The following is an 18,039-nucleotide window of genomic DNA, read 5'->3' on the forward strand; positions in this document are numbered from 1 at the left end:
CTCCCGGTCCCCCGCGCCCTGCCCGGTTTGGCGTCAATGCCATGTACAGACAGAAATATATCTTCCTGCTGCCCGGCCTTCTGGTTCTGGTCGCGGTGATCCTGTTCCCGCTGATCTTTACCATCCGCGTCAGCTTTTCGTCCTGGGACGTCTACAACCCCGGCCTGAACTGGGCCGGAGGGGACATGTATGCCCGTCTCTGGAACGACAGCCGCTATTGGGAGGCGCTCTGGCGCCTTTCGCTGCTCAGCGTCTCAACCGTGCTGATCCAATATGTCCTTGGCTTTGCACTGGCGCTGCTTGTCTGGCGCGACATTGCCGCACGGCGGTTCTTCCGCGTGCTGTTTCTGGTGCCGATGATGACGACGCCGGTGGTGATGTCGGTGATCTGGCGCACGATCTTTCACGAAAGCCTCGGGCCGCTGAACCCGATCCTTCAAGGCCTTGGCCTTGGCGCGCAGCCCTGGCTGTCCAGCGCGGCCCATGCCTTTGCCGCGGTGATGATCGTGGAAATCTGGCAATGGACGCCGTTCATGTTCCTTCTGTTGCTGGCGGGCCTCCTGTCCCTGCCGTCCGAGCCCTATCTCGCCGCCAAGGTCGATGGCGCGGGGCCGATCCGCACCTTCCTGTCGGTCACCTTCCCCATGATGGGGGCGATCTCGGTCGGTGCCCTGCTGATCCGGGCGATCGAGGCGTCGAAGATCATGGAGACGGTCTATGTCCTGACCTCGGGCGGGCCGGGCACATCGACTGAAACCGTCAGCTATTACATCTACATCCGCGGGATGCGTGACTTTCAGATCGGCTATTCCGCGGCCTTGTCGCTGACCTATCTGATCATCATGGCGGTGGCGCTGACCCTGATCGCCAAGGCGCTGGTGCGGCTGATGGTGCGCGAGGTGCGGGCATGAGGACGCTGTATCTGGCGCTGAAATATCTGGCCGTGCTGCTGTGGTCGGTCTTCGTGATCTTCCCGTTCCTGTGGATGCTGACCACCAGCTTCAAGACTGCAAATGCCGTCACCGGCGGGGCCACATGGCTGCCGTGGGTGGATTATCAGCCGTCGCTGGCCGGGTGGCAGTCGCTGTTCGGCGCGGCGGGCGGGGTGAATATCGTGAAGCCTTACCTGAATTCGCTGGTCGTCACCGTCTCCGGCTCTGCCATTGCGCTGATCCTTGGCACGCTGGCCGCCTATGGCCTGTCGCGCTTCACCTTCCGGGCGGGACCGATCCGCAACGGCGATATCACCTTCTTCTTCATCAGCCAGCGGATCATGCCCCCCATCGTCCTTGCCATCCCGTTCTTCCTGATGCTGCGCGCGCTTGGCCTTCTGGACAGCCTGCCCGGCCTGATCCTTGTCTATGTAGCCCTGCTGATGCCGATTGCAGTCTGGGTCATGGTGGATTTCTTCAACACCATCCCCCGCGCACTGGATGAGATGGCATGGCTGGACGGCTGTCCGCCGGTCACCACCTTTCTGCGGGTGATCCTGCCCAACGCCCTGCCCGGGCTGGTGGTGGCGGGGATGTTCTGCCTGATCTTCGGCTGGAACGACTTCTTCTTCGCCTTCACGCTGACCTTCACCCAGACGCAGCTGCTGCCGGTGTCGATCGTGGCGCTGAATTCCAGCGTGACACCGTGGTGGTCCTTGTCGGCCGCCGCCATCGTCTCGGTCGCGCCCCTGGCCGTGCTGGCCTTCGTGGTCGAACGGTTCCTCTCTCGCGGCGGTCTCGCCGGGGCGGTGCGCTGATGCTGAAGATCGACAACCTGACCCTGACCGAGGCCAAGGTGCCGCATCTGTCCGGCGTCAGCCTGCAGGCCGCGCCGGGCCGGATGACCACGCTTCTGGGCCGCACCGGCGCGGGCAAGACCACGCTTCTGCGCGCCATCGCCGGGCTGGCCCAGCCCGAGCGCGGGCGGATCACGCTGGACGGGGCGGACTGGTCGCGGTTGGCGCCGTGGAAGCGCCCCGTCGCCATGGTCACGCAGCAGTTCATCAATTATCCGCATCTCAACGTCTTGGACAATGTGGCCTTTCCGCTGGTCCGCGCCGGCACGCCCAAGGACGAGGCCCGCGCCGCCGCCGCCGCGATGCTGGAGAAGGTGGGGCTTGGCGCGATGACCGCACGGCGCCCCTCGGCCCTGTCGGGCGGGCAACAGCAGCGCGTGGCCATCGCGCGGGCGCTGGTCAAACGCGCGCCGGTCCTGCTTTTGGACGAGCCTTTCGTGAACCTTGACTACAAGTTGCGCGAGGGGCTGCGCGAGGAACTGGCCGATCTTCTGCGCAAGGAGGCGGGGACGGTGGCGATCTATGCCTCCACCGACCCGCGCGAGGCGCTGCAGATGGGCGACCAGACCGTGCTGATGGCCGAGGGGCGCGTGCTGCAGGCCGGTCCGCCGCGGCAGGTCTATGACGCGCCCGCGACCGTGGCCGCCGCCCTGGTGGTGAACGACCCGCCGCTGAACCTGTTGCAGGCCGAGGTCTCGCCCGGCCTCTTGCGGCTGGCCTATCTGGGCGACCAGCCGCCGCAGGCGCTGCGGCAGCCGCTGCCGCCCGGGCGCTACACCCTTGGCCTCAGGGCCGGGGATGTCAGGACCGGCGGCCCCCTGCCCGCCCGCGTGGCCCTGACCGAGGTATCAGGCTCGGAAACCGTCACCCATCTGGACGCGGGCGGCCAGCCGCTGGTGATGCTGGAGCGCGCGGTGACCGGCCATGCCCTTGGCAGCCGTCTGGGCCTGCACCTCGACCTTTCCCGCGCGCTGATCTTCGACGCGCAGGACCGGCTTGTCACGATGGAGGTGGCCCATGGCTGAGATCCGGCTGCAATCCCTTGCCCATGCCTACAGCCCCGGCGGCGCCTATGCGTTGAAACCTCTGGAGATGACATGGCGTTCCGGCGGGACCTATGCGCTGCTCGGCCCCTCGGGCTGCGGCAAATCCACCATGCTGAACATCATCTCGGGCCTGTTGCGCCCGTCCGAGGGGCGGGTGCTGTTCGACGGGCGCGACGTGACAGGCCTGTCCACCGGGCAAAGGAACATCGCGCAGGTGTTTCAGGTGCCGGTCATCTACCGCTCGATGACCGTGGGGCAGAACCTTGGCTTTCCGCTGGTCTGCCGCGGCCTGCCCGGTGGCCGCATCCGCGCACGAGTCGAGGCGGTGGCCGAACGCTTGGGCCTTGCGCCCCTGCTGAAACGCCCGGCGAATGCGCTGACCGCCGATCAGAAGCAGCTGGTCTCCCTTGGCCGCGGGCTGGTGCGCGAGGATGTGGCGGCTATCCTGCTGGATGAGCCGCTGACCGTCATCGACCCGCAGATGAAGTTTCAGCTGCGGCGGATCCTCAAGGAAATAAACGCGGAATTCGGCGTGACCATGGTTCTTGTGACCCATGACCAGACCGAGGCGATGACCTTTGCCGAAGAGGTGATCGTGATGAACCATGGCGAGGTGGTGCAGGCCGGGTCTCCGGCCGAGCTGTTTGAGCGCCCCGCAACCCATCATGTGGGCCGGTTCATCGGCTCCCCCGCGATGAACTTTCTGCCCGCCACGCAGGAGGGCGGACAGGTGACCGTGCCCGGCACCGGGCTGACCCTGCCCGCCCCCGCGGCCCTGCCGGAGGGCCAGCTGACACTGGGCTTCCGTCCCGAACATGCCCAGCTGGCCCGGCAGGGCGGGCAGATCGGCGGCACCATCACCCGGATCTGGTTCGAAGGCACCGACGAGATCGCGGCGCTTGCCCATCCCGCAGGCGAGATCCGCATCCGTGCCCCGGCAGGGGGCGGGATGGCGCCCGGCAATACGGCCGGGGTCTTGCTGCGCGACGGTGCGCTGCGTCTATACAGCAACGGGCGTCTGGTCGCCTGAACCCAAGGAAAGGAACTGCCATGGCAAAGGCCATCCACAGCATGATCCGCGTTCTGGACGAGGCGCGCTCGCTGAAGTTCTACGACGAATGTTTCGGCCTGAAAGTGGCCGAGCGGCTGGATTTCGACAGCTTCACCCTGATCTACCTGTCCAATGCCGAAAGCACCTTCGAGGTCGAGCTGACGGTGAACAAGGGCCGGACCGAGGCCTATGATCTGGGCGACGGCTATGGCCATCTGGCGGTTTCGGTCGCGGATGTGGATGCCGAACATGCCCGCATCACCGCGCTTGGCCATGCGCCGCGCAAGCTGGTGGATTTTGCGCCTGCGGGCACGGTGATCGCGCGGTTCTTCTTCATCGCCGATCCCGACGGCTACCAGATCGAAGTTCTGCAACGGGGCGGACGCTACCTGTGACCCCGTGACTTGACCCCAGGTCTTTTGACCAGGCCCGCCCGCCGGGAGGAGCGGCGGGCCCCCAGCCGATAACAGCGAGGAGGATACCATGACGACCCAACCGAACTGGCGCGGGATGACCCGCCGCCAGCTTATCTCGCGCAGCCTTGCGGCAGGCGCCACAATGATCGTGGGCACCGGCTTTGTCGCCGCCCCCGATGCCGCCTGGGCCTATGAGGCCACGGCGCTGAAACCCGGAACGATGGCCACGCTGATCCGTCTGGCGCGCGACATCTATCCGCATGACCGGATCGGCGACGAATTCTATGTGATCGCGGTCAAGGGCTATGACACGCCCGAAGCCGCCCCGGGGATCGAGGCCGGGATCGCCGCGCTGGATGCCGCGGCCCAGGGCTCCGGCTTTGCCAACTATCTGGACACCCCGTGGGAGGATGACCGCGTGGCCATCCTGCGCGGGATGGAGAATTCGCCCTTCTTCCAGCAGATCCGCGGCGGGCTGGTGACCGGCCTTTATAACCAGAAGGCCGTCTGGCCGTTCTTCGGCTATGAGGGCGAGTCCTTCAGCCAGGGCGGCTATCTGCACCGCGGCTTTGACGACATCAGCTGGCTGTAAGGGAGGGCCTTGAGATGGTTGCGAAATTCGACCTGAACGACGACTCGGTCGTCCTGATCATCGGCACCGGCTCGGGCGGCGGGGTGCTGGCCAACGAACTGGCGCAGAAGGGCGTCAAGGTCGTGGCGCTGGAGGCGGGCGGGCGCTACCTGCCCGAAGACTACATCAACGACGAATGGGAAAGCTTTGGCCAGCTGGCCTGGACAGATGCCCGCACCACCTCGGGCGACTGGCGGGTGGCCAAGGACTTTCCCGGCCTGCCCGCATGGATCGTCAAGGCCGTGGGCGGCACCTCCATCCACTGGGCGGGCGCCTCGCTGCGGTTTCAGGAGCATGAGTGGAAGGCCCGCACGACCTATGGGCACGTCGCAGGCGCCAATCTGATCGACTGGCCGATCGACGGCGCGGAAATGGCACCGTGGTATGATCTGGCCGAGGCGAAGCTGGGTGTGACCCGCACCGGCGACCGGCCCGGCCTGCCCGGCAACAACAACTACAAAGTGCTGGAAAAGGGCGCGCTGGCCCTTGGCTACAAAGAGGTGCACACCGGGCGGATGGCGATCAACTCGGTCGATTACGACGACCGGCTGGCCTGCCAGCAGACCGGCTTCTGCTTTCAGGGCTGCAAATGGGGCGCCAAATGGTCGGCCGCCTATACCGACATCCCGAAGGGCGAGGCGACCGGCAACCTTGAGGTGCGCGACCGCTGCCATGTGCTGAAGATCGAACATGACGACACAGGCCGCGTCACCGGCGCGCTTTACGTCGACAAGGACGGCAATCAGCATTTCCAGAAGGCGCGGGTGGTCTGCGTCGCGGGCAATTCCATCGAAAGCCCGCGGCTTCTGCTGAACTCGGCCTCGGCCATGTTCCCGGATGGGCTGGCCAATTCCTCGGGCCAGGTCGGGCGGAACTACATGCGCCACGTCACCGGATCGGTCTACGGCGTCTTCGAAAAGCCGGTGAAGATGTGGCGCGGCACCACCATGGCCGGGATCGTGCAGGACGAGGCGCGCTTTGACCCCGCCCGCGGCTTTGTCGGCGGCTATGAGCTGGAAACCCTGTCCTTGGGCGTGCCGTTCATGGCGGCCTTCCTTGACCCCGGCGGCTGGGGCCGCGGCTTCACCTCGGCCATGGATGGCTATGAGAACATGGCCGGCATGTGGATCGTGGGCGAGGATATGCCGCAGGAGACGAACCGCGTCACGCTGTCGTCAACTGTGGTGGACCAATACGGCATGCCCGCGCCGGATGTGCATTTCGACGATCACCCGAACGATGTCGCCATGCGCAGCCACGCCTACAAGCTGGGCGAGGCGATCTATCGCGCGGCTGGCGCCACGCGGACCTTCCCGACGCCGCCCTACCCGTCCACCCACAATCTGGGCACCAACCGCATGTCGGAAAATCCGCGGGACGGCGTGGTGAACAAGCACGGCCAGACGCATGACATCGCCAACCTGTTCATCTCGGACGGCAGCCAGTTCACCAGCGGCGCGGCGGAAAACCCGACGCTGACCATCGTGGCGCTGGCGATCCGGCAGGCCGATTTCATCGCGGGAGAGCTGTCGCGCCAGACGCTCTGACGCAGTGGCCTCCGGCATGGGTCCACCCCTGCCGGAGGCGCATCGCCTTAGATCTGCTTTTCCGGCATATGGACGACCAGCCCGTCCAGCGCCGGTGTCACCTTCAGCTGGCAGGTCAGGCGCGAGCGGACCGGGTCCGGTTGCCAGGCGAAATCCAGCATATCCTCTTCCATGCTGTCCTTGGCGGGCAGCTTTTCCACCCAGTTCGGGTCCACATAGACATGGCAGGTGGAACAGGCGCAGGCGCCGCCGCAATCGGCCTCGATCCCGGGAATGCCGTTGTCGCGGGCGCCCTCCATCACGGTCAGCCCGGGGGCGACCTCGACCTCGTGGCGTTTGCCGCCGAATTCGACATAGGTGATCTTGGCCATGGCTACTTCCCGTCCTTCGCGCTGCCGTTGCGCAACGGACATAGGCCAGACTTGCGCGATTTGCCAGAGGGCGCCGCCCTTTCCAGCCGCGCCGCCTGCGGCTATCTTCGCCCCGGGCCGCAACAAGAAGGCCGGGCAACGATCCAAAGGGCAGATGACGCGAACCCTTCCTCTTGCCGCGCTGTGCGCGGGACTGGTGCTTGCGGCCTGCGTGGCGCGCCCGCCGGTCCCCGATGCGCCGTCGCGCGGCGATTTCTCGGCCGAGCTGGTGGATCTGGGCAAGAAGCCCGGCCCGCCTCCGGGTCCCGAAGGCGCCTGCTGGCAGGCCGATATCCGCCCCGCCGTGATTGAGACGGTGACCGAGCAGGTGATGGTCAGCCCGGAGGTGCGCGGACCGGATGGCAGCGTGACCCGCCCCGCCACCTATGCCACCGAAACCCGTCAGCGCATCGTCGAGGACCGCGGCACCGTCTGGTTCCGTACCCCCTGCGCCGCCGAGATGACGCCGGAATTCATCGCCACTTTGCAGCGCGCGCTGAAGGCGCGGGGGCTGTATCTGCTGCCGCTGACCGGCAGCATGGACGCCCCCACCCGCGATGCCCTGCGCCGCTATCAACGCGCCCGCGGTCTGGACAGCGACCACCTGTCGCTGGCCGCCGCCCGCGATCTGGGCATCATCGCCGCCGATCTGGGCCTGAAGAAGTGACCCCCGCCGCCCTGCAATCCGCCTGTGAAGCGGCGCTGGCGCGTCTGTGGGGCGACACCACGGACGGGGCCCATGATCTGGGCCATGTCCGCCGGGTTCTGGCCAATGCACGCACCATTGCCGCCGGTGAGGGCGGCGCCGATGACATGGTGCTGATCCCCGCCGCAATCCTGCATGACGCGGTGAACCTGCCGAAAGACCACCCCGACCGCTCCCGTGCCTCCGCGCTGTCGGCCGAGGCGGCGGCAGAGGTGCTGGCCGCCCTGCCCTATCCGGCCGAGAAGATTCCCGCCGTGGCCCATGCCATCGCCGCGCACAGCTTTTCCGCCGGGATTGCTCCGGAAACGGCCGAGGCGCGGATCCTGCAGGATGCCGACCGGCTGGAGGCACTTGGCGCCATCGGGCTGGCCCGGATGTTCCATGTGGCCGGCCAGATGGGTGCCGCGCTGTTCGATGCCGATGACCCGATGGCCCTATACCGAACGCTGGATGACCGGCGCTTTTCGCTGGACCATCTGGAGGTGAAGCTGTTCCCCGTGGCCGCCGCCATGCAGACGGAAACCGGACGCGCCATCGCGGCGGAGCGGGCGGAATGGATGCAAAGCTTCCGCACCCGTCTTCTGGCCGAGATCGGCTGACCCTCACGCCCCGATCACCCGCGGACGCCCCTCGGCATCCAGCGCCACGAAGGTAAAGCTGGCGTCGGTGACCTTGATGCTGTCGGTGCCATAGCGGTCCCGCCGCCAGGCCTCGACATGGATGCGCATCGAACTGCGGCCCTGCTTTTCCAGCTCGGCATAAAGCGACACCTCGTCGCCCACCTTGACCGGCTTCAGAAAGGTCATCCCCTCGACCGCGATGGTGGCCGCCCGCCCGCGGGCAAGCCGCGCCGCCAGATTTCCGGCCGCAAGGTCCATCTGCGCCATCAGCCAGCCGCCGAAAATATCGCCCGACGGATTCGTATCGGCAGGCATGGCGATGGTGCGGATCACGGGTTCCCCCGGTGGCGGAACAGGCGGTCTGGACAGGTCCTCAGGGCGGTCGTGGGTCATGCTCTCTCCTGCGCGCGCAGAGGGGAGAGTGCCGCGACCGCCGGTGGAAGGAAAGACTGCGCAAAAGAAAAGGACGGCCGGATCACCCGGCCGCCCCACACTGGCCATGCGAAGGGCGTCAGTTCACCGTCAGCGCGACGAAGCGCGGATCCCCGTCGCGGCGGATCAGAAGAAGGATCGACCGGCGGCCGGCGTCCTTGGCCTCCTGAATCCGCGCCTCAAGATCCGACAGCCGTGCCACCTTCTGCTGGCCCGCCTCGGTGATCACGTCGCCCTCGCGGAAGCCCTTGGTATAGGCTTCGGACATCGGATCCACCTTGGTGACGACCAGACCCTGATCATCGGGGGCCAGGCCCATCCGGTCGCGCAGGTCGCGGGTCAGCGGTTCCAGCGTCAGCCCCAGAAGATCCAGCGACTTGGCCTCGGGCGCACCGCCCGGCTGGGCCGCGGGGAACGTCTTGGCCTCGGCCTCTTCGCGCAGGCCAAGGGTGACCTGCAGTGTCTCGGTCTTGCCGTCGCGCAGCACCACGACCGGCACCGCCTCGCCCACCGGCGCATCGGCCACCCGGCGGGTCAGATCGCCCGCGTCCTTGATCTCCTGCCCGTTGAACAGCTGGATCACGTCGCCGGGCTGCATGCCCGCCTCTTTCGCCGGGCCTTCCGGCACATCGGTGACCAGCGCGCCCTCGGCCGCGGCCAGCGCCATGCTTTCGGCAATGTCCGGCGTCACATCCTGAATCCGGACCCCCAGCCAGCCGCGGCGGGTGGTGCCATATTCCTTCAGCTGGTCCACGACCTTGTTGACGACATTCGATGCCATCGAGAAGCCGATCCCGATGGAGCCGCCGTTCGGCGACAGGATGGCGGTGTTCACGCCGATGACCTGCCCGTCCATGTTGAACAGAGGCCCGCCCGAGTTGCCGCGGTTGATGGCGGCGTCGGTCTGCAGATAATCGTCATAGGTCCCCGAAAGCTCGCGGTTGCGGGCCGAGATGATGCCCGCGCTGACCGAGAAGCCCTGTCCCAGCGGGTTGCCCATGGCCACGACCCAGTCGCCCACGCGCATCAGATCGGAATTGCCGAAGGCGACGAAGGGCAGCGCCTTGTCGGTTTCCACCTTCAGAAGCGCGATGTCGGTCTTGGGATCGGTGCCCACCACCTTGGCGGGCAGCTTCTGGCCCGAGAAGAATTCGATGGTGATCTCATCCGCACCTTCGATCACGTGGTTGTTGGTGACGATATAGCCGTCCTCCGAGATCACGAAGCCGGAGCCGAGCGCCTCGGACCGGCGCGGTTCGCCCTGGCCCTGGCCCTGATCGCCGAATTCATTGAAGAAATCCTCGAACGGGCTGCCCTCGGGCACCATGGGGCCGGCCTGCGCCGGGCCGGAAACCACCGAGGATGTGGTGATGTTCACCACCGAGGGGCTGATCTTGTCGGCCAGTTCGGCAAAGCTTTCGGGCGCACCAAAGGCCATCACGGGCGCGGGCGCGGTAAAGGACATGCCGGCGGCAAAGGCCATGGCCAGAAGGGTGCCGTTTCTCAGTCTGGAAGAGATGGAAGGCATGCGGCGGGTCAAGGCAGGAAACTCCTCTGCGTTTCGTCCGGACGGCGGGTTTGGCACCATCCGGTTCGCGGATGAATGAACCTTGGGACAAGCCCGCGCACAATGCAAACCCCGTCGCGCGGAATCAAAGGGATGTGAGCGGACGGGTTCCCGCGTGACTGCGGCATCCGCGCAACGCCCGGCGGCAAGGGAAGTTCAGATCCAGCCGGCCCGCGTGGCGATCTCGTGCAGCAGCACGCTGCCTGCCCCGGCCATCGCCAGACCCAAGAGCCGCCGCCGCCCAAGGGAGAGCTGCCGCAGCTTGCCCGTGCCGAAACGCGAAGGGGCCAGCGCGATGGCCAGCCCCTCCAGCATGAACAGCGCAGCCAGACCTGCGAAGACCCAGATCACGGGGCCGGCGCGGCCGGCGCGGTCTCCGGTGCGGCCTCACCTTCCGGTTCCGGAGCGGGCTGTTCGGGCACAGCCGGGGCTTCGGGCTGCGACGCCGCGGCGGCAGCCACCGCCTCGGGATCGAATGCGCCTTCTCCGCGCAGATAGGCGAAGAACTCGCTGTCGGGCTGCATCACAATCGAGGAATTCCCGCCCTTCAGCGCCACCTCATAGGCCGAGAGCGAGCGGATGAAGGCAAAGAACTCCGGATCGCGCCCATAGGCCTCGGCCAGAATACGGTTCCGTTCGGCATCGGATTCACCGCGGATCACATCCGCCTCGCGCCGCGCTTTCGACGTGGTTTCGACCACCTCGCGATCGGCCGTCGCGCGAACGCGCTGCGCCGCTTCGCCGCCCCGGGCGCGTTCATCGGCGGCCTCACGCTCACGCTCTGCCCGCATCCGGGCATAGGTCGCGTTGAGGTTCTGCTCGGGCAGGTCGGTGCGGGTCAGCCGCACGTCGATGACCTGCACGCCCATCGATTCCGCCTCGCGCCGGGCGATGGTCAGGATCTCGTTCATCAGCGCGTTGCGGTCCTGGCTCAGCACCCGGTCCTGCGTGGTCTTGCCCAGCACTTCAGGGATGGCCTGGCTCAGGATATTGCCCAGAAGCGTCTGCGCGCGGCTCTCACCTTCCGAGCCGACCGCCTGACGGAACTTCACGACATCGACGATGCGCCAGCGCGCGAAGGCATCGACGACCAGCCGCCGTTCGCCCAGCAGGGTCACCTGAATAGGCAGGGTCTGCAGGCCAAGGATACGGTCTTCGTAATAGACCACGTCCTGAATGAACGGCACCTTGAAGCCAAGGCCCGCGTCTTCCTTCACCTGCCGGACCTGCCCGAACTGCAGCACCAGCGCCTTTTTCCGCTCGTCCACGATAAAAACCGAGGACAGCGCGGTCGCCGCAACCACCACGATGGCGGGAATGACATAGATCGCCTTCATGTCAGTTCCCTCCCGCCGCGCTGCCGCCGGAGGGCCGCGTCACCATATCCAGCGGCAGATAGGGCACCACGCCCTGCCCGCCACCCTCTCCGTTGCCGGAACCGTCCACGCCGTCGAGGATCACCTTGTTCATGCCCCCGAAGACCTTTTCCATCGTTTCAAGGTAAAGCCGCCGCCGGGTCACCTGGGGCGCCTTGACGTATTCCTCATAGACCGAAAGGAAGCGCGCAGCCTCACCCTCGGCCGAGTTCACGGCCTGGGCGCGATAGGCCTCGGCCTCTTCGACCAGACGCGCCGCTTCACCGCGGGCCGCCGCCGTCACCTGATTGGCGTAGCCGTCGGCCTCTTTCTCCAGCCGGTCGCGTTCCTGCTGGGCCGCGGTCACGTCCAGAAAGGCGTCATTCACCTCGGTCGGCGGTGCGGCGCGCTGAAGGTTGACCCGGATCACGTTGATCCCGGCATTGTAGCTGTCCAGCGTGCCCTGCACTGCGGTCCGCAGATCCGCGGCAATGGCGCCACGATCACGGTTGAGGATCGGCAGCAGTTCCGACCGCGCAATGATGTCGCGCATGGCAGATTCCGAGACGGCGCGGATCGTGTCCTCGGGGTTTTCAAGGTTGAACAGGTATTTCTCGGGGTCCGAGATGTTCCAGACCACCTGAAAGCCGATGTCGGCGACGTTCTGGTCGCGGGTCAGCATCAGCCCGCCATCGGTGGCATTGCCCACGCCGATGTCGGTCGTCCGTTCTCCGGTGACGAGGATCTTCTCATAGGTCACCAGCGGCCAGGGCGCGAAATTCAGGCCCGGCTGACCGACGCCCGCGCTTTCGCCAAGGAACAGCTCGACCGAGCGTTCTTCGGTGCGGACGGTGTAGAAGGACATGAACGCCCAGGCGGCAACGATGGCCGCCGCGCCGATCAGCAGACCCTGACGGGTGAACATCGGCCCCGCCCCCTGCGGGCCGCGCGGGCCACCGCCCTGTCCGCCGTTGCGGCCGCGGCCGCCCATCAGCACGCGTAGCTGTTCCTGCCCCTTGCGCATGATCTCGTCGATCTCGGGGATCTGCGGCCCCTCGCCCGGGCGACGACCGCCATTGCGGCGACCGTCATCGTCCTGCCCGCCACGCCCGCCGCCGCGGTCGTCATTGCCGCCTCCGCCCCCCCAGGGACCTCCGCTACCTGCCATCGACTTACCCTTGTGTTCCAATCCGGTTCTGAATTGTGCATCCCGGCGGCAAAATCAACCCGCCCGGCGCCCTTGTCATGCCTTCCGCGCCCTTAGGCCGCGGGTTCAGCCCTTCCGCACCGGGTTGCGCATGGTCACCAGCTCTTCGGCCATGGTCGGATGGACCGCGCAGACCTGATCGAACTGTTCCTTCGTCGCCCCCATCTTCACCGCGATTCCGGCCAGCTGGATCATCTCGCCCGCCTCGGGCGCGACGATGTGGCAGCCCAGCACGCGGCGGGTGGCCTGGCTGACGATCAGCTTCATCAGCACCCGGTCCTGTGTCCCGGCAAAGGCCGTGCGCATCGGGCGGAAACTGGTGGCATAGACCTCGATCGGTTCCGCCTCGCGCGCGGCCTCTTCGGTCAGGCCGACGGTGCCAAGCTCGGGCTGGGTGAAGACGGCCGAAGGGATCAGGTCATGGTCCACCGGCGTGGGCACACCCTCAAACACGGTGCGGCTGAAGGCCATGCCCTCGCGGATCGCCACCGGCGTCAGATTGACCCGGTTCGTCACATCGCCGATGGCATAGACCGAAGGCACGGCGGTCTGGCTGTAGGCATCCACCACAACCTCGCCGCGGCGGCCCAGTTTCACGCCCAGCTCCTCCAGCCCGAGGCCCGCGGTATTCGGACGGCGGCCGGTGGCGAAAAGAACGGCCTCCACATCGCAGACCGTGCCGGTGGTGGATTGGACGGAGAACGGTCCCTCCCCCACGGCAGGCGCCACGGCCTGTTCCGACACCGGCGCCGCCATGCCCGCGCCGAACCCGCCGCGCGGCCCGATCGCGGCAACATTGGAGCCAAGGCGCAGGTCGATCCCCTGCGCCTTCATCGCCTCGGCCACCATGCCGCGCGCCTCGTCATCGAAGCCACGCAGGATCTGCGCGCCACGGTAGAACTGGGTGACCTTCACACCCAGCCCTTGCAGGATGCCGGCCATCTCGCAGGCGATGAAGCCGCCGCCGACGATCAGAATGCTGGCGGGCAGCCGGTCCATGTTGAAAATGTCGTCCGACACCATGCCCGCCGCGGCGCCCGGCACGTCGGGCCGTTCCGGACGGCCCCCGGTGGCTATCAGGATGTGTTTCGCACTGATCCGGCGGCCATCGGCCAGCTCCACCTCATGCGGGTCGACCAGCCGGGCACGGCTGTCGTGGATGGTGATCCCCGAGCCGGTCAGCAGCTTGCGGTAGACGCCTTCCAGCCGGTCCAGTTCGGTGTGCAGCGTCGTGCGGAAGGCGGGCCAGTCAAAGTTGCCGTCCGGAATATCCCAGCCATAGGCCCGCGCCTGCCCCGGTAATTCCCGGAAGGACGAGGCATAGACCATCAGCTTTTTCGGCACGCAACCGCGGATGACGCAGGTGCCGCCCATCCGCGATTCTTCGGCCAGCTGGACCCGGGCGCCGGTGGCCGCAGCCATCCGCGCGGCCCTGACCCCGCCCGAGCCGCCGCCGATGACGAAAAGATCGCAGTCGAAGGCCATGCCGCACCCCTGTTCCGTTCCGGAGCAAAGGTATTCCACAGCCGCGCGCGGATGGCCAGAGCGGCCCGCGTCACAGTTCTGCGCATGCAAAGGGGGAAGTGGTACCGACTCCCCGGCTCGAACGGGGGACCCCCAGATCCACAATCTGGTGCTCTAACCAACTGAGCTAAGCCGGCACTTGGCGGCGGGATACCCCTGCCGCGCGGGGAATGCAAGCGGCTTTCCGCCCCTCGCCCTCTTGCGCAGGCCCCCCTGCGGCGCTATCGCCCGGAAGACCCCCAGCGGAGAGCCCCGATGACCATCAACAAGCAAAGCGATGTTGCGGCAAACATCCAGATCGGGCCGACCGATCAGGGCATGGTGCGGATCTATGTCGAGGCCGAAGGCGGGATCGAGCTGCCGATGGATTTCGATCCCGAAGAGGCCGAGGATATTGCCGAAGAACTGCGTGCCGCGGCCGAGGCGGCCCGGATGATGGGCACCCCCGGCCCCGGCGGCAAGGGAAAGCGGCGCTAGATCCGCGGATCGCGCAACGCATTCAGCCGCAGGGCTGCTGACCGGGCAAAGGCCTGCGTCACAGCCTTGCGCCGCGCGGGTGCCAGAGGCGTCCGGGGCGCCATGGCAATGATCTCTCCGCCCCAGGCGTCGGCCAGAATCAGCCCCATGCCTTCGGGCAGCAGACCGACGGGAAAATCGCGGTCCACCGCCCAGAAAAACCGGTCGCACCAATCCAGATAACCCTGCCATTTGCGGTCTGCGGTGAAATCCGCCCGGCAGGATTTGCATTCGACGATCCAGATCTCTCCGCCCGGACCAAGCGCCATGATATCGGCGCGCAACCCGCTGGACAAAGGCATCTCTTCGACCGGGACGAAATCATGGTCGATCAGCGCGCGCGACACGCCCCGCTGAAGCCGCTGGCCGGGCAGCAAAGGCAGGGTTTCTGTCAGGGGATCGGGCGGGCTGTCCATGGCGGCACCATGAACCAAAGGTGAACGCCTGTCCAGCCCGCCGGGCTCTGCAACGGCTGCGGCTTGCGAAGGGCGGGCCGGCACCCTACATCTGGGCGTGGCGGGTGCTGCTCTTCGCGTGAGGGGTCCTTTTCCCACTGGCCTATAAGCACCTGAATGGGGGCTGGCTCTGCCCGGATCCTGGTCCGGGTATCTGGCGCCCACCTGAGACCTCTGGCTCTCGGGAATCCCCGACCGCCCACGGTCGCTGCGGGCCCGCCACCCTTCGCCTGTTCCAGCCTTGGATTGCCCGCCCGTGCGGCGCAACCGCGCATGACACCATGCTGCCATGAAAAAAGGGGCGGATTGCTCCGCCCCGAAAGTCGTCCCCTTGCGGGGATGAGGGAAAAGTCGACCGGGATCAGAACCCGAAGACGATGGCCACACCCAGCTTGTTGTCGGTGCGGATATCGCGGTTGTCGTTGTACTCGGTCAGATAGCTGACGCGGGTCGACATCGTGTCGGTGATCTTGAAGTTCACGCCAAGATCGTTGTTCGCCCGCAGCGCAGTGTCCGACTTCAGAACGTCGGTGTCATTGGTGACGAAGACGTTCTCGTTGATCTTGTAGAAGAACCGCGACGAGGCGAGGTAGCCGGTTTCCGTGGTCGAATCGCGCAGACCGTCCTGCAGATAGCTGATGCCGATACCGGCCTGAACCCGCCAGGTCATGTCCGGGGTGTTCACGACGCGGTAGCCCGGACCAAAGCCGATGAAACCATCGCGGCGCACTTCACCCGCTTCATCTGCCAGACCGTCCGTCTGCAGACGGGCCAGACCGAAGGCATAGAAGCTGTCGTTAAAGTAGTAGTTCGCATCATAGACGGCGAACACATCTTCCTTCGTCGACTGGCCGTCAGCTTCCGAATAGTCCAGCGCGGCGCCGATGGTCTGCACGAACTGGCCCTGCGAGTAGCGCAGACGGATACCAACCGCCAGATCCTGCGATTCATTGTTGCCGGTCTTGCCAGAGAACCCCAGCGAGGCCGAGCCCGACAGGCCGGGCTTGTATTCCGGATTGCCGAACCGGGCCGCATCTTCCGAGCGGGTCAGTTCAGTGGTCACGTCTTCTTCGATATCGTCCAGACGGTCATCCAGCGCGCTGGTGCCGGTCAGGTCGGTCTGGGCGAAGACGGGGGCGGTCAGCGTCAGGGACAGAGCCGAGGCCGAGGCCAGAAGCAGGTACTTTTTCATGGTCACTCCTTTCACATCACACACCGCAGCGCAGGCACCGCGGCTTGGTGACGATGATCTAAGGATCTGACGCAGAAAGGGAATATCCGCAGGGAATGACGCTTTTGCCCAAAATTTCCCCCGGAACCGATGCTTGATTTCCGCGTTGCGGCGAACTTCTGGCACCGCCATTCCGAAAGAATATCCGGAAATCAGGCGGTTGCCTCCACTCCCGCAAAATCAGGTTTTGCCCGATCCGGCAGCATTCGCCGTGGCGTGGCCACAGCCCGCGTTGCGTCTCCGCCACAAGGTGCGAAACCCCGCCGATGCGTGATCGGGATATGGCCGGAACCCGCCACAGAAAATGCCCGATGGTTGAAATTCCGTTAGCGCAAACAGATACGCCCGCACCTTTTTGGTGCGGGCGGCTGACAGCCCCAGCGAAGAAGAAAACGACTCAGCGGCGGCGCATCGGGCGGGCCGTGGCCCCCACACGAACGGGAACAGGCTGGCTGTGCTGACGCAGGCCGCCCTTCGGTCCGTCCCCGGCATCCGCCATCATCATGATGCGCAGGCCGAACTGCACCCCGGCAAACAGCACCCCGAAGAACACGAACATCATCGCTGCCGCCACCAGCCCCATCGAAGAGCCAAGGATCAGATGCCCGATCCCCGCCAGATCAAGCCAGAGCACCATGATCAGGAACCCGGCCGAAAGGCCGAAGCCGATGGCGACAGACTGGATATAAAGGCGGATCAGCTTTGGCATGGCGCGACTCTCCCACTTATCAGGAAAGGCTATGCCGCGCCGCCGCATCTGTGAAGCCCCTGCGACAGAAAGCGCAAGGCGCCTCAGACCGAGATCCGGCTGAACCCTTCGCGCAGCGCATTGGACCAGGCCTCGCTCATGGCGCGGAACTGGGGATCCCCGGCCTCAATCCGGCGGCGCATGGTCACGCGCAGCGAATCCCGTTCGATCACCGCCAGATCCAGCGGCATGCCCACCGAGAGATTCGACCGCAGGGTCGAATCCATCGACAAAAGCACCGCCTTCTGCGCGTCGTGCAGGCTGGTATCGGGGCGGACCACCCGGTCAAGGATGGGCTTGCCGTATTTATGCTCGCCGATCTGGAGGAAAGGCGTGTCGTCGGTCGCCTCGATGAAATTGCCCTCGGGATAGATCAGGAACATCCGCATGCCCCCGCCGCTGCGCTGCCCGGCCACGATCATGCTGGCGCTGGCGCTTTGGTTTTGCGCCGACAGCTTTTCCTGAATCTCGGTCCGCACCGCAGCCAGCGTATTGCCGATGATCTCGGCCACCTTCAGCATGGTCGGCGCCAGAATGACCGAGGTTTCGGCCGTCGCCTCGGGGTCGTCCATCGCCTCGTGCAGGCGCGCGATGGTGGTCTGGGTCACCGAAAGGCTGCCCGCCGTCATGACGATGAAGCAGCGCTCCCCCGGATTTTCGAAGACGAACATCTTCCGGTAGGTCGAAATATTGTCCAGCCCCGCATTGGTGCGGGTGTCCGACAGGCACACCATGCCTTCATTCAACAGAAGGCCCACGCAATAAGTCATCTTCCGCCCCGATTGACG

General features: G+C 66.1%; 21 protein-coding genes and 1 tRNA gene. 10 read left to right on the top strand and 12 right to left on the bottom strand.

Annotated elements, in window-relative coordinates; translation table 11 throughout:
* Positions 1 to 41 precede the first annotated feature (41 nt).
* The 7 genes from ACO2Q5_RS12970 to ACO2Q5_RS13000 all read left to right on the top strand — a co-directional run bounded on the left by ACO2Q5_RS12970 (position 42) and on the right by ACO2Q5_RS13000 (position 6,480).
* A complete protein-coding gene (locus ACO2Q5_RS12970) occupies positions 42 to 911 on the top strand; it encodes a carbohydrate ABC transporter permease (protein WP_423291666.1) in 870 nt (289 codons plus the stop codon).
* Positions 908 to 1,750 carry a carbohydrate ABC transporter permease gene (locus ACO2Q5_RS12975; RefSeq protein ID WP_423291668.1) on the top strand — a complete coding sequence of 281 codons (843 nt, stop codon included), beginning with the start codon at positions 908 to 910 and terminating at the stop codon, positions 1,748 to 1,750. Before ACO2Q5_RS12970 ends, ACO2Q5_RS12975 begins: the two co-directional genes overlap by 4 nt.
* Positions 1,750 to 2,814 (top strand): ABC transporter ATP-binding protein, encoded by a 1,065-nt coding sequence (locus ACO2Q5_RS12980; protein ID WP_423291670.1) that lies wholly within the window; start codon positions 1,750 to 1,752, stop codon positions 2,812 to 2,814. Before ACO2Q5_RS12975 ends, ACO2Q5_RS12980 begins: the two co-directional genes overlap by 1 nt.
* Positions 2,807 to 3,865: an ABC transporter ATP-binding protein gene (locus ACO2Q5_RS12985; RefSeq protein WP_423291672.1), complete on the top strand. Its 1,059-nt coding sequence runs from the start codon at positions 2,807 to 2,809 to the stop codon at positions 3,863 to 3,865. Before ACO2Q5_RS12980 ends, ACO2Q5_RS12985 begins: the two co-directional genes overlap by 8 nt.
* Before the next feature lie 20 nt (positions 3,866 to 3,885).
* The gene (locus ACO2Q5_RS12990) at positions 3,886 to 4,281 is read left to right on the top strand and encodes a VOC family protein (RefSeq protein ID WP_423291674.1); all 396 of its coding nucleotides are present in this window, start codon (positions 3,886 to 3,888) and stop codon (positions 4,279 to 4,281) included.
* Positions 4,282 to 4,369: 88 nt separating this feature from the next.
* The gene (locus ACO2Q5_RS12995) at positions 4,370 to 4,894 is read left to right on the top strand and encodes a Twin-arginine translocation pathway signal (protein ID WP_423291676.1); all 525 of its coding nucleotides are present in this window, start codon (positions 4,370 to 4,372) and stop codon (positions 4,892 to 4,894) included.
* Between the two features lie 14 nt (positions 4,895 to 4,908).
* Positions 4,909 to 6,480 (top strand): GMC family oxidoreductase, encoded by a 1,572-nt coding sequence (locus ACO2Q5_RS13000; RefSeq protein ID WP_423291678.1) that lies wholly within the window; start codon positions 4,909 to 4,911, stop codon positions 6,478 to 6,480.
* 47 nt (positions 6,481 to 6,527) lie between these two features.
* On the opposite strand, the gene ACO2Q5_RS13005 is transcribed toward ACO2Q5_RS13000, so the two are convergent.
* Positions 6,528 to 6,851 carry a 2Fe-2S iron-sulfur cluster-binding protein gene (locus tag ACO2Q5_RS13005; protein WP_423291680.1) on the bottom strand — a complete coding sequence of 108 codons (324 nt, stop codon included), beginning with the start codon at positions 6,849 to 6,851 and terminating at the stop codon, positions 6,528 to 6,530.
* Between the two features lie 154 nt (positions 6,852 to 7,005).
* On the opposite strand from ACO2Q5_RS13005, the gene ACO2Q5_RS13010 reads away from it, so the two are divergent.
* Complete coding sequence (locus ACO2Q5_RS13010; protein ID WP_423291682.1) at positions 7,006 to 7,557, top strand: peptidoglycan-binding domain-containing protein; 552 nt, start codon at positions 7,006 to 7,008, stop codon at positions 7,555 to 7,557.
* On the top strand, positions 7,554 to 8,195 hold the full coding sequence (locus ACO2Q5_RS13015; RefSeq protein WP_423291684.1) for an HD domain-containing protein: 642 nt from the start codon (positions 7,554 to 7,556) through the stop codon (positions 8,193 to 8,195). The genes ACO2Q5_RS13010 and ACO2Q5_RS13015 overlap by 4 nt, the downstream gene beginning before the upstream one ends.
* A 3-nt stretch (positions 8,196 to 8,198) precedes the next feature.
* On the opposite strand, the gene ACO2Q5_RS13020 is transcribed toward ACO2Q5_RS13015, so the two are convergent.
* The 7 genes from ACO2Q5_RS13020 to ACO2Q5_RS13050 form a co-directional block, all read right to left on the bottom strand.
* Complete coding sequence (locus tag ACO2Q5_RS13020; RefSeq protein ID WP_423291686.1) at positions 8,199 to 8,609, bottom strand: acyl-CoA thioesterase; 411 nt, start codon at positions 8,607 to 8,609, stop codon at positions 8,199 to 8,201.
* A gap of 118 nt (positions 8,610 to 8,727) precedes the next feature.
* Positions 8,728 to 10,131: a DegQ family serine endoprotease gene (locus ACO2Q5_RS13025; protein WP_423292003.1), complete on the bottom strand. Its 1,404-nt coding sequence runs from the start codon at positions 10,129 to 10,131 to the stop codon at positions 8,728 to 8,730.
* 240 nt (positions 10,132 to 10,371) lie between these two features.
* On the bottom strand, positions 10,372 to 10,566 hold the full coding sequence (locus ACO2Q5_RS13030) for a hypothetical protein (RefSeq protein ID WP_423291688.1): 195 nt from the start codon (positions 10,564 to 10,566) through the stop codon (positions 10,372 to 10,374).
* Positions 10,563 to 11,552, bottom strand: a complete 990-nt coding sequence (gene hflC / locus ACO2Q5_RS13035) for a protease modulator HflC (RefSeq protein WP_423291690.1) — start codon at positions 11,550 to 11,552, stop codon at positions 10,563 to 10,565. The genes ACO2Q5_RS13030 and hflC overlap by 4 nt, the downstream gene beginning before the upstream one ends.
* Position 11,553: 1 nt before the next feature.
* Positions 11,554 to 12,738 (bottom strand): FtsH protease activity modulator HflK, encoded by a 1,185-nt coding sequence (hflK, locus tag ACO2Q5_RS13040; RefSeq protein ID WP_423291692.1) that lies wholly within the window; start codon positions 12,736 to 12,738, stop codon positions 11,554 to 11,556.
* Between the two features lie 105 nt (positions 12,739 to 12,843).
* A complete protein-coding gene (locus ACO2Q5_RS13045) occupies positions 12,844 to 14,262 on the bottom strand; it encodes an FAD-dependent oxidoreductase (protein ID WP_423291694.1) in 1,419 nt (472 codons plus the stop codon).
* 99 nt (positions 14,263 to 14,361) lie between these two features.
* Positions 14,362 to 14,438, bottom strand: a tRNA-His gene (locus tag ACO2Q5_RS13050).
* Positions 14,439 to 14,556: 118 nt separating this feature from the next.
* Here ACO2Q5_RS13050 and ACO2Q5_RS13055 point away from each other — a divergent pair.
* Entirely contained in the window at positions 14,557 to 14,778 is a 222-nt protein-coding gene (locus tag ACO2Q5_RS13055; RefSeq protein WP_423291696.1) for a DUF6324 family protein, read from the top strand.
* Here the strand turns inward: ACO2Q5_RS13055 and ACO2Q5_RS13060 are convergent.
* From ACO2Q5_RS13060 to ACO2Q5_RS13075, 4 genes are all read right to left on the bottom strand, one after another.
* The gene (locus ACO2Q5_RS13060; protein ID WP_423291698.1) at positions 14,775 to 15,233 is read right to left on the bottom strand and encodes an MmcB family DNA repair protein; all 459 of its coding nucleotides are present in this window, start codon (positions 15,231 to 15,233) and stop codon (positions 14,775 to 14,777) included. The genes ACO2Q5_RS13055 and ACO2Q5_RS13060 overlap by 4 nt on opposite strands.
* A 400-nt stretch (positions 15,234 to 15,633) precedes the next feature.
* The gene (locus tag ACO2Q5_RS13065; protein ID WP_423291700.1) at positions 15,634 to 16,464 is read right to left on the bottom strand and encodes a DUF481 domain-containing protein; all 831 of its coding nucleotides are present in this window, start codon (positions 16,462 to 16,464) and stop codon (positions 15,634 to 15,636) included.
* A 436-nt stretch (positions 16,465 to 16,900) separates the two neighbouring features.
* Positions 16,901 to 17,212: a hypothetical protein gene (locus ACO2Q5_RS13070; protein WP_423291702.1), complete on the bottom strand. Its 312-nt coding sequence runs from the start codon at positions 17,210 to 17,212 to the stop codon at positions 16,901 to 16,903.
* Between the two features lie 83 nt (positions 17,213 to 17,295).
* The gene (locus tag ACO2Q5_RS13075) at positions 17,296 to 18,021 is read right to left on the bottom strand and encodes a peptidase (RefSeq protein WP_423291704.1); all 726 of its coding nucleotides are present in this window, start codon (positions 18,019 to 18,021) and stop codon (positions 17,296 to 17,298) included.
* Positions 18,022 to 18,039: the final 18 nt, after the last annotated feature.

It is taken from the genome of Neotabrizicola sp. VNH66, from assembly GCF_049445895.1.
Taxonomy (GTDB): Bacteria; Pseudomonadota; Alphaproteobacteria; order Rhodobacterales; family Rhodobacteraceae; genus Pseudogemmobacter.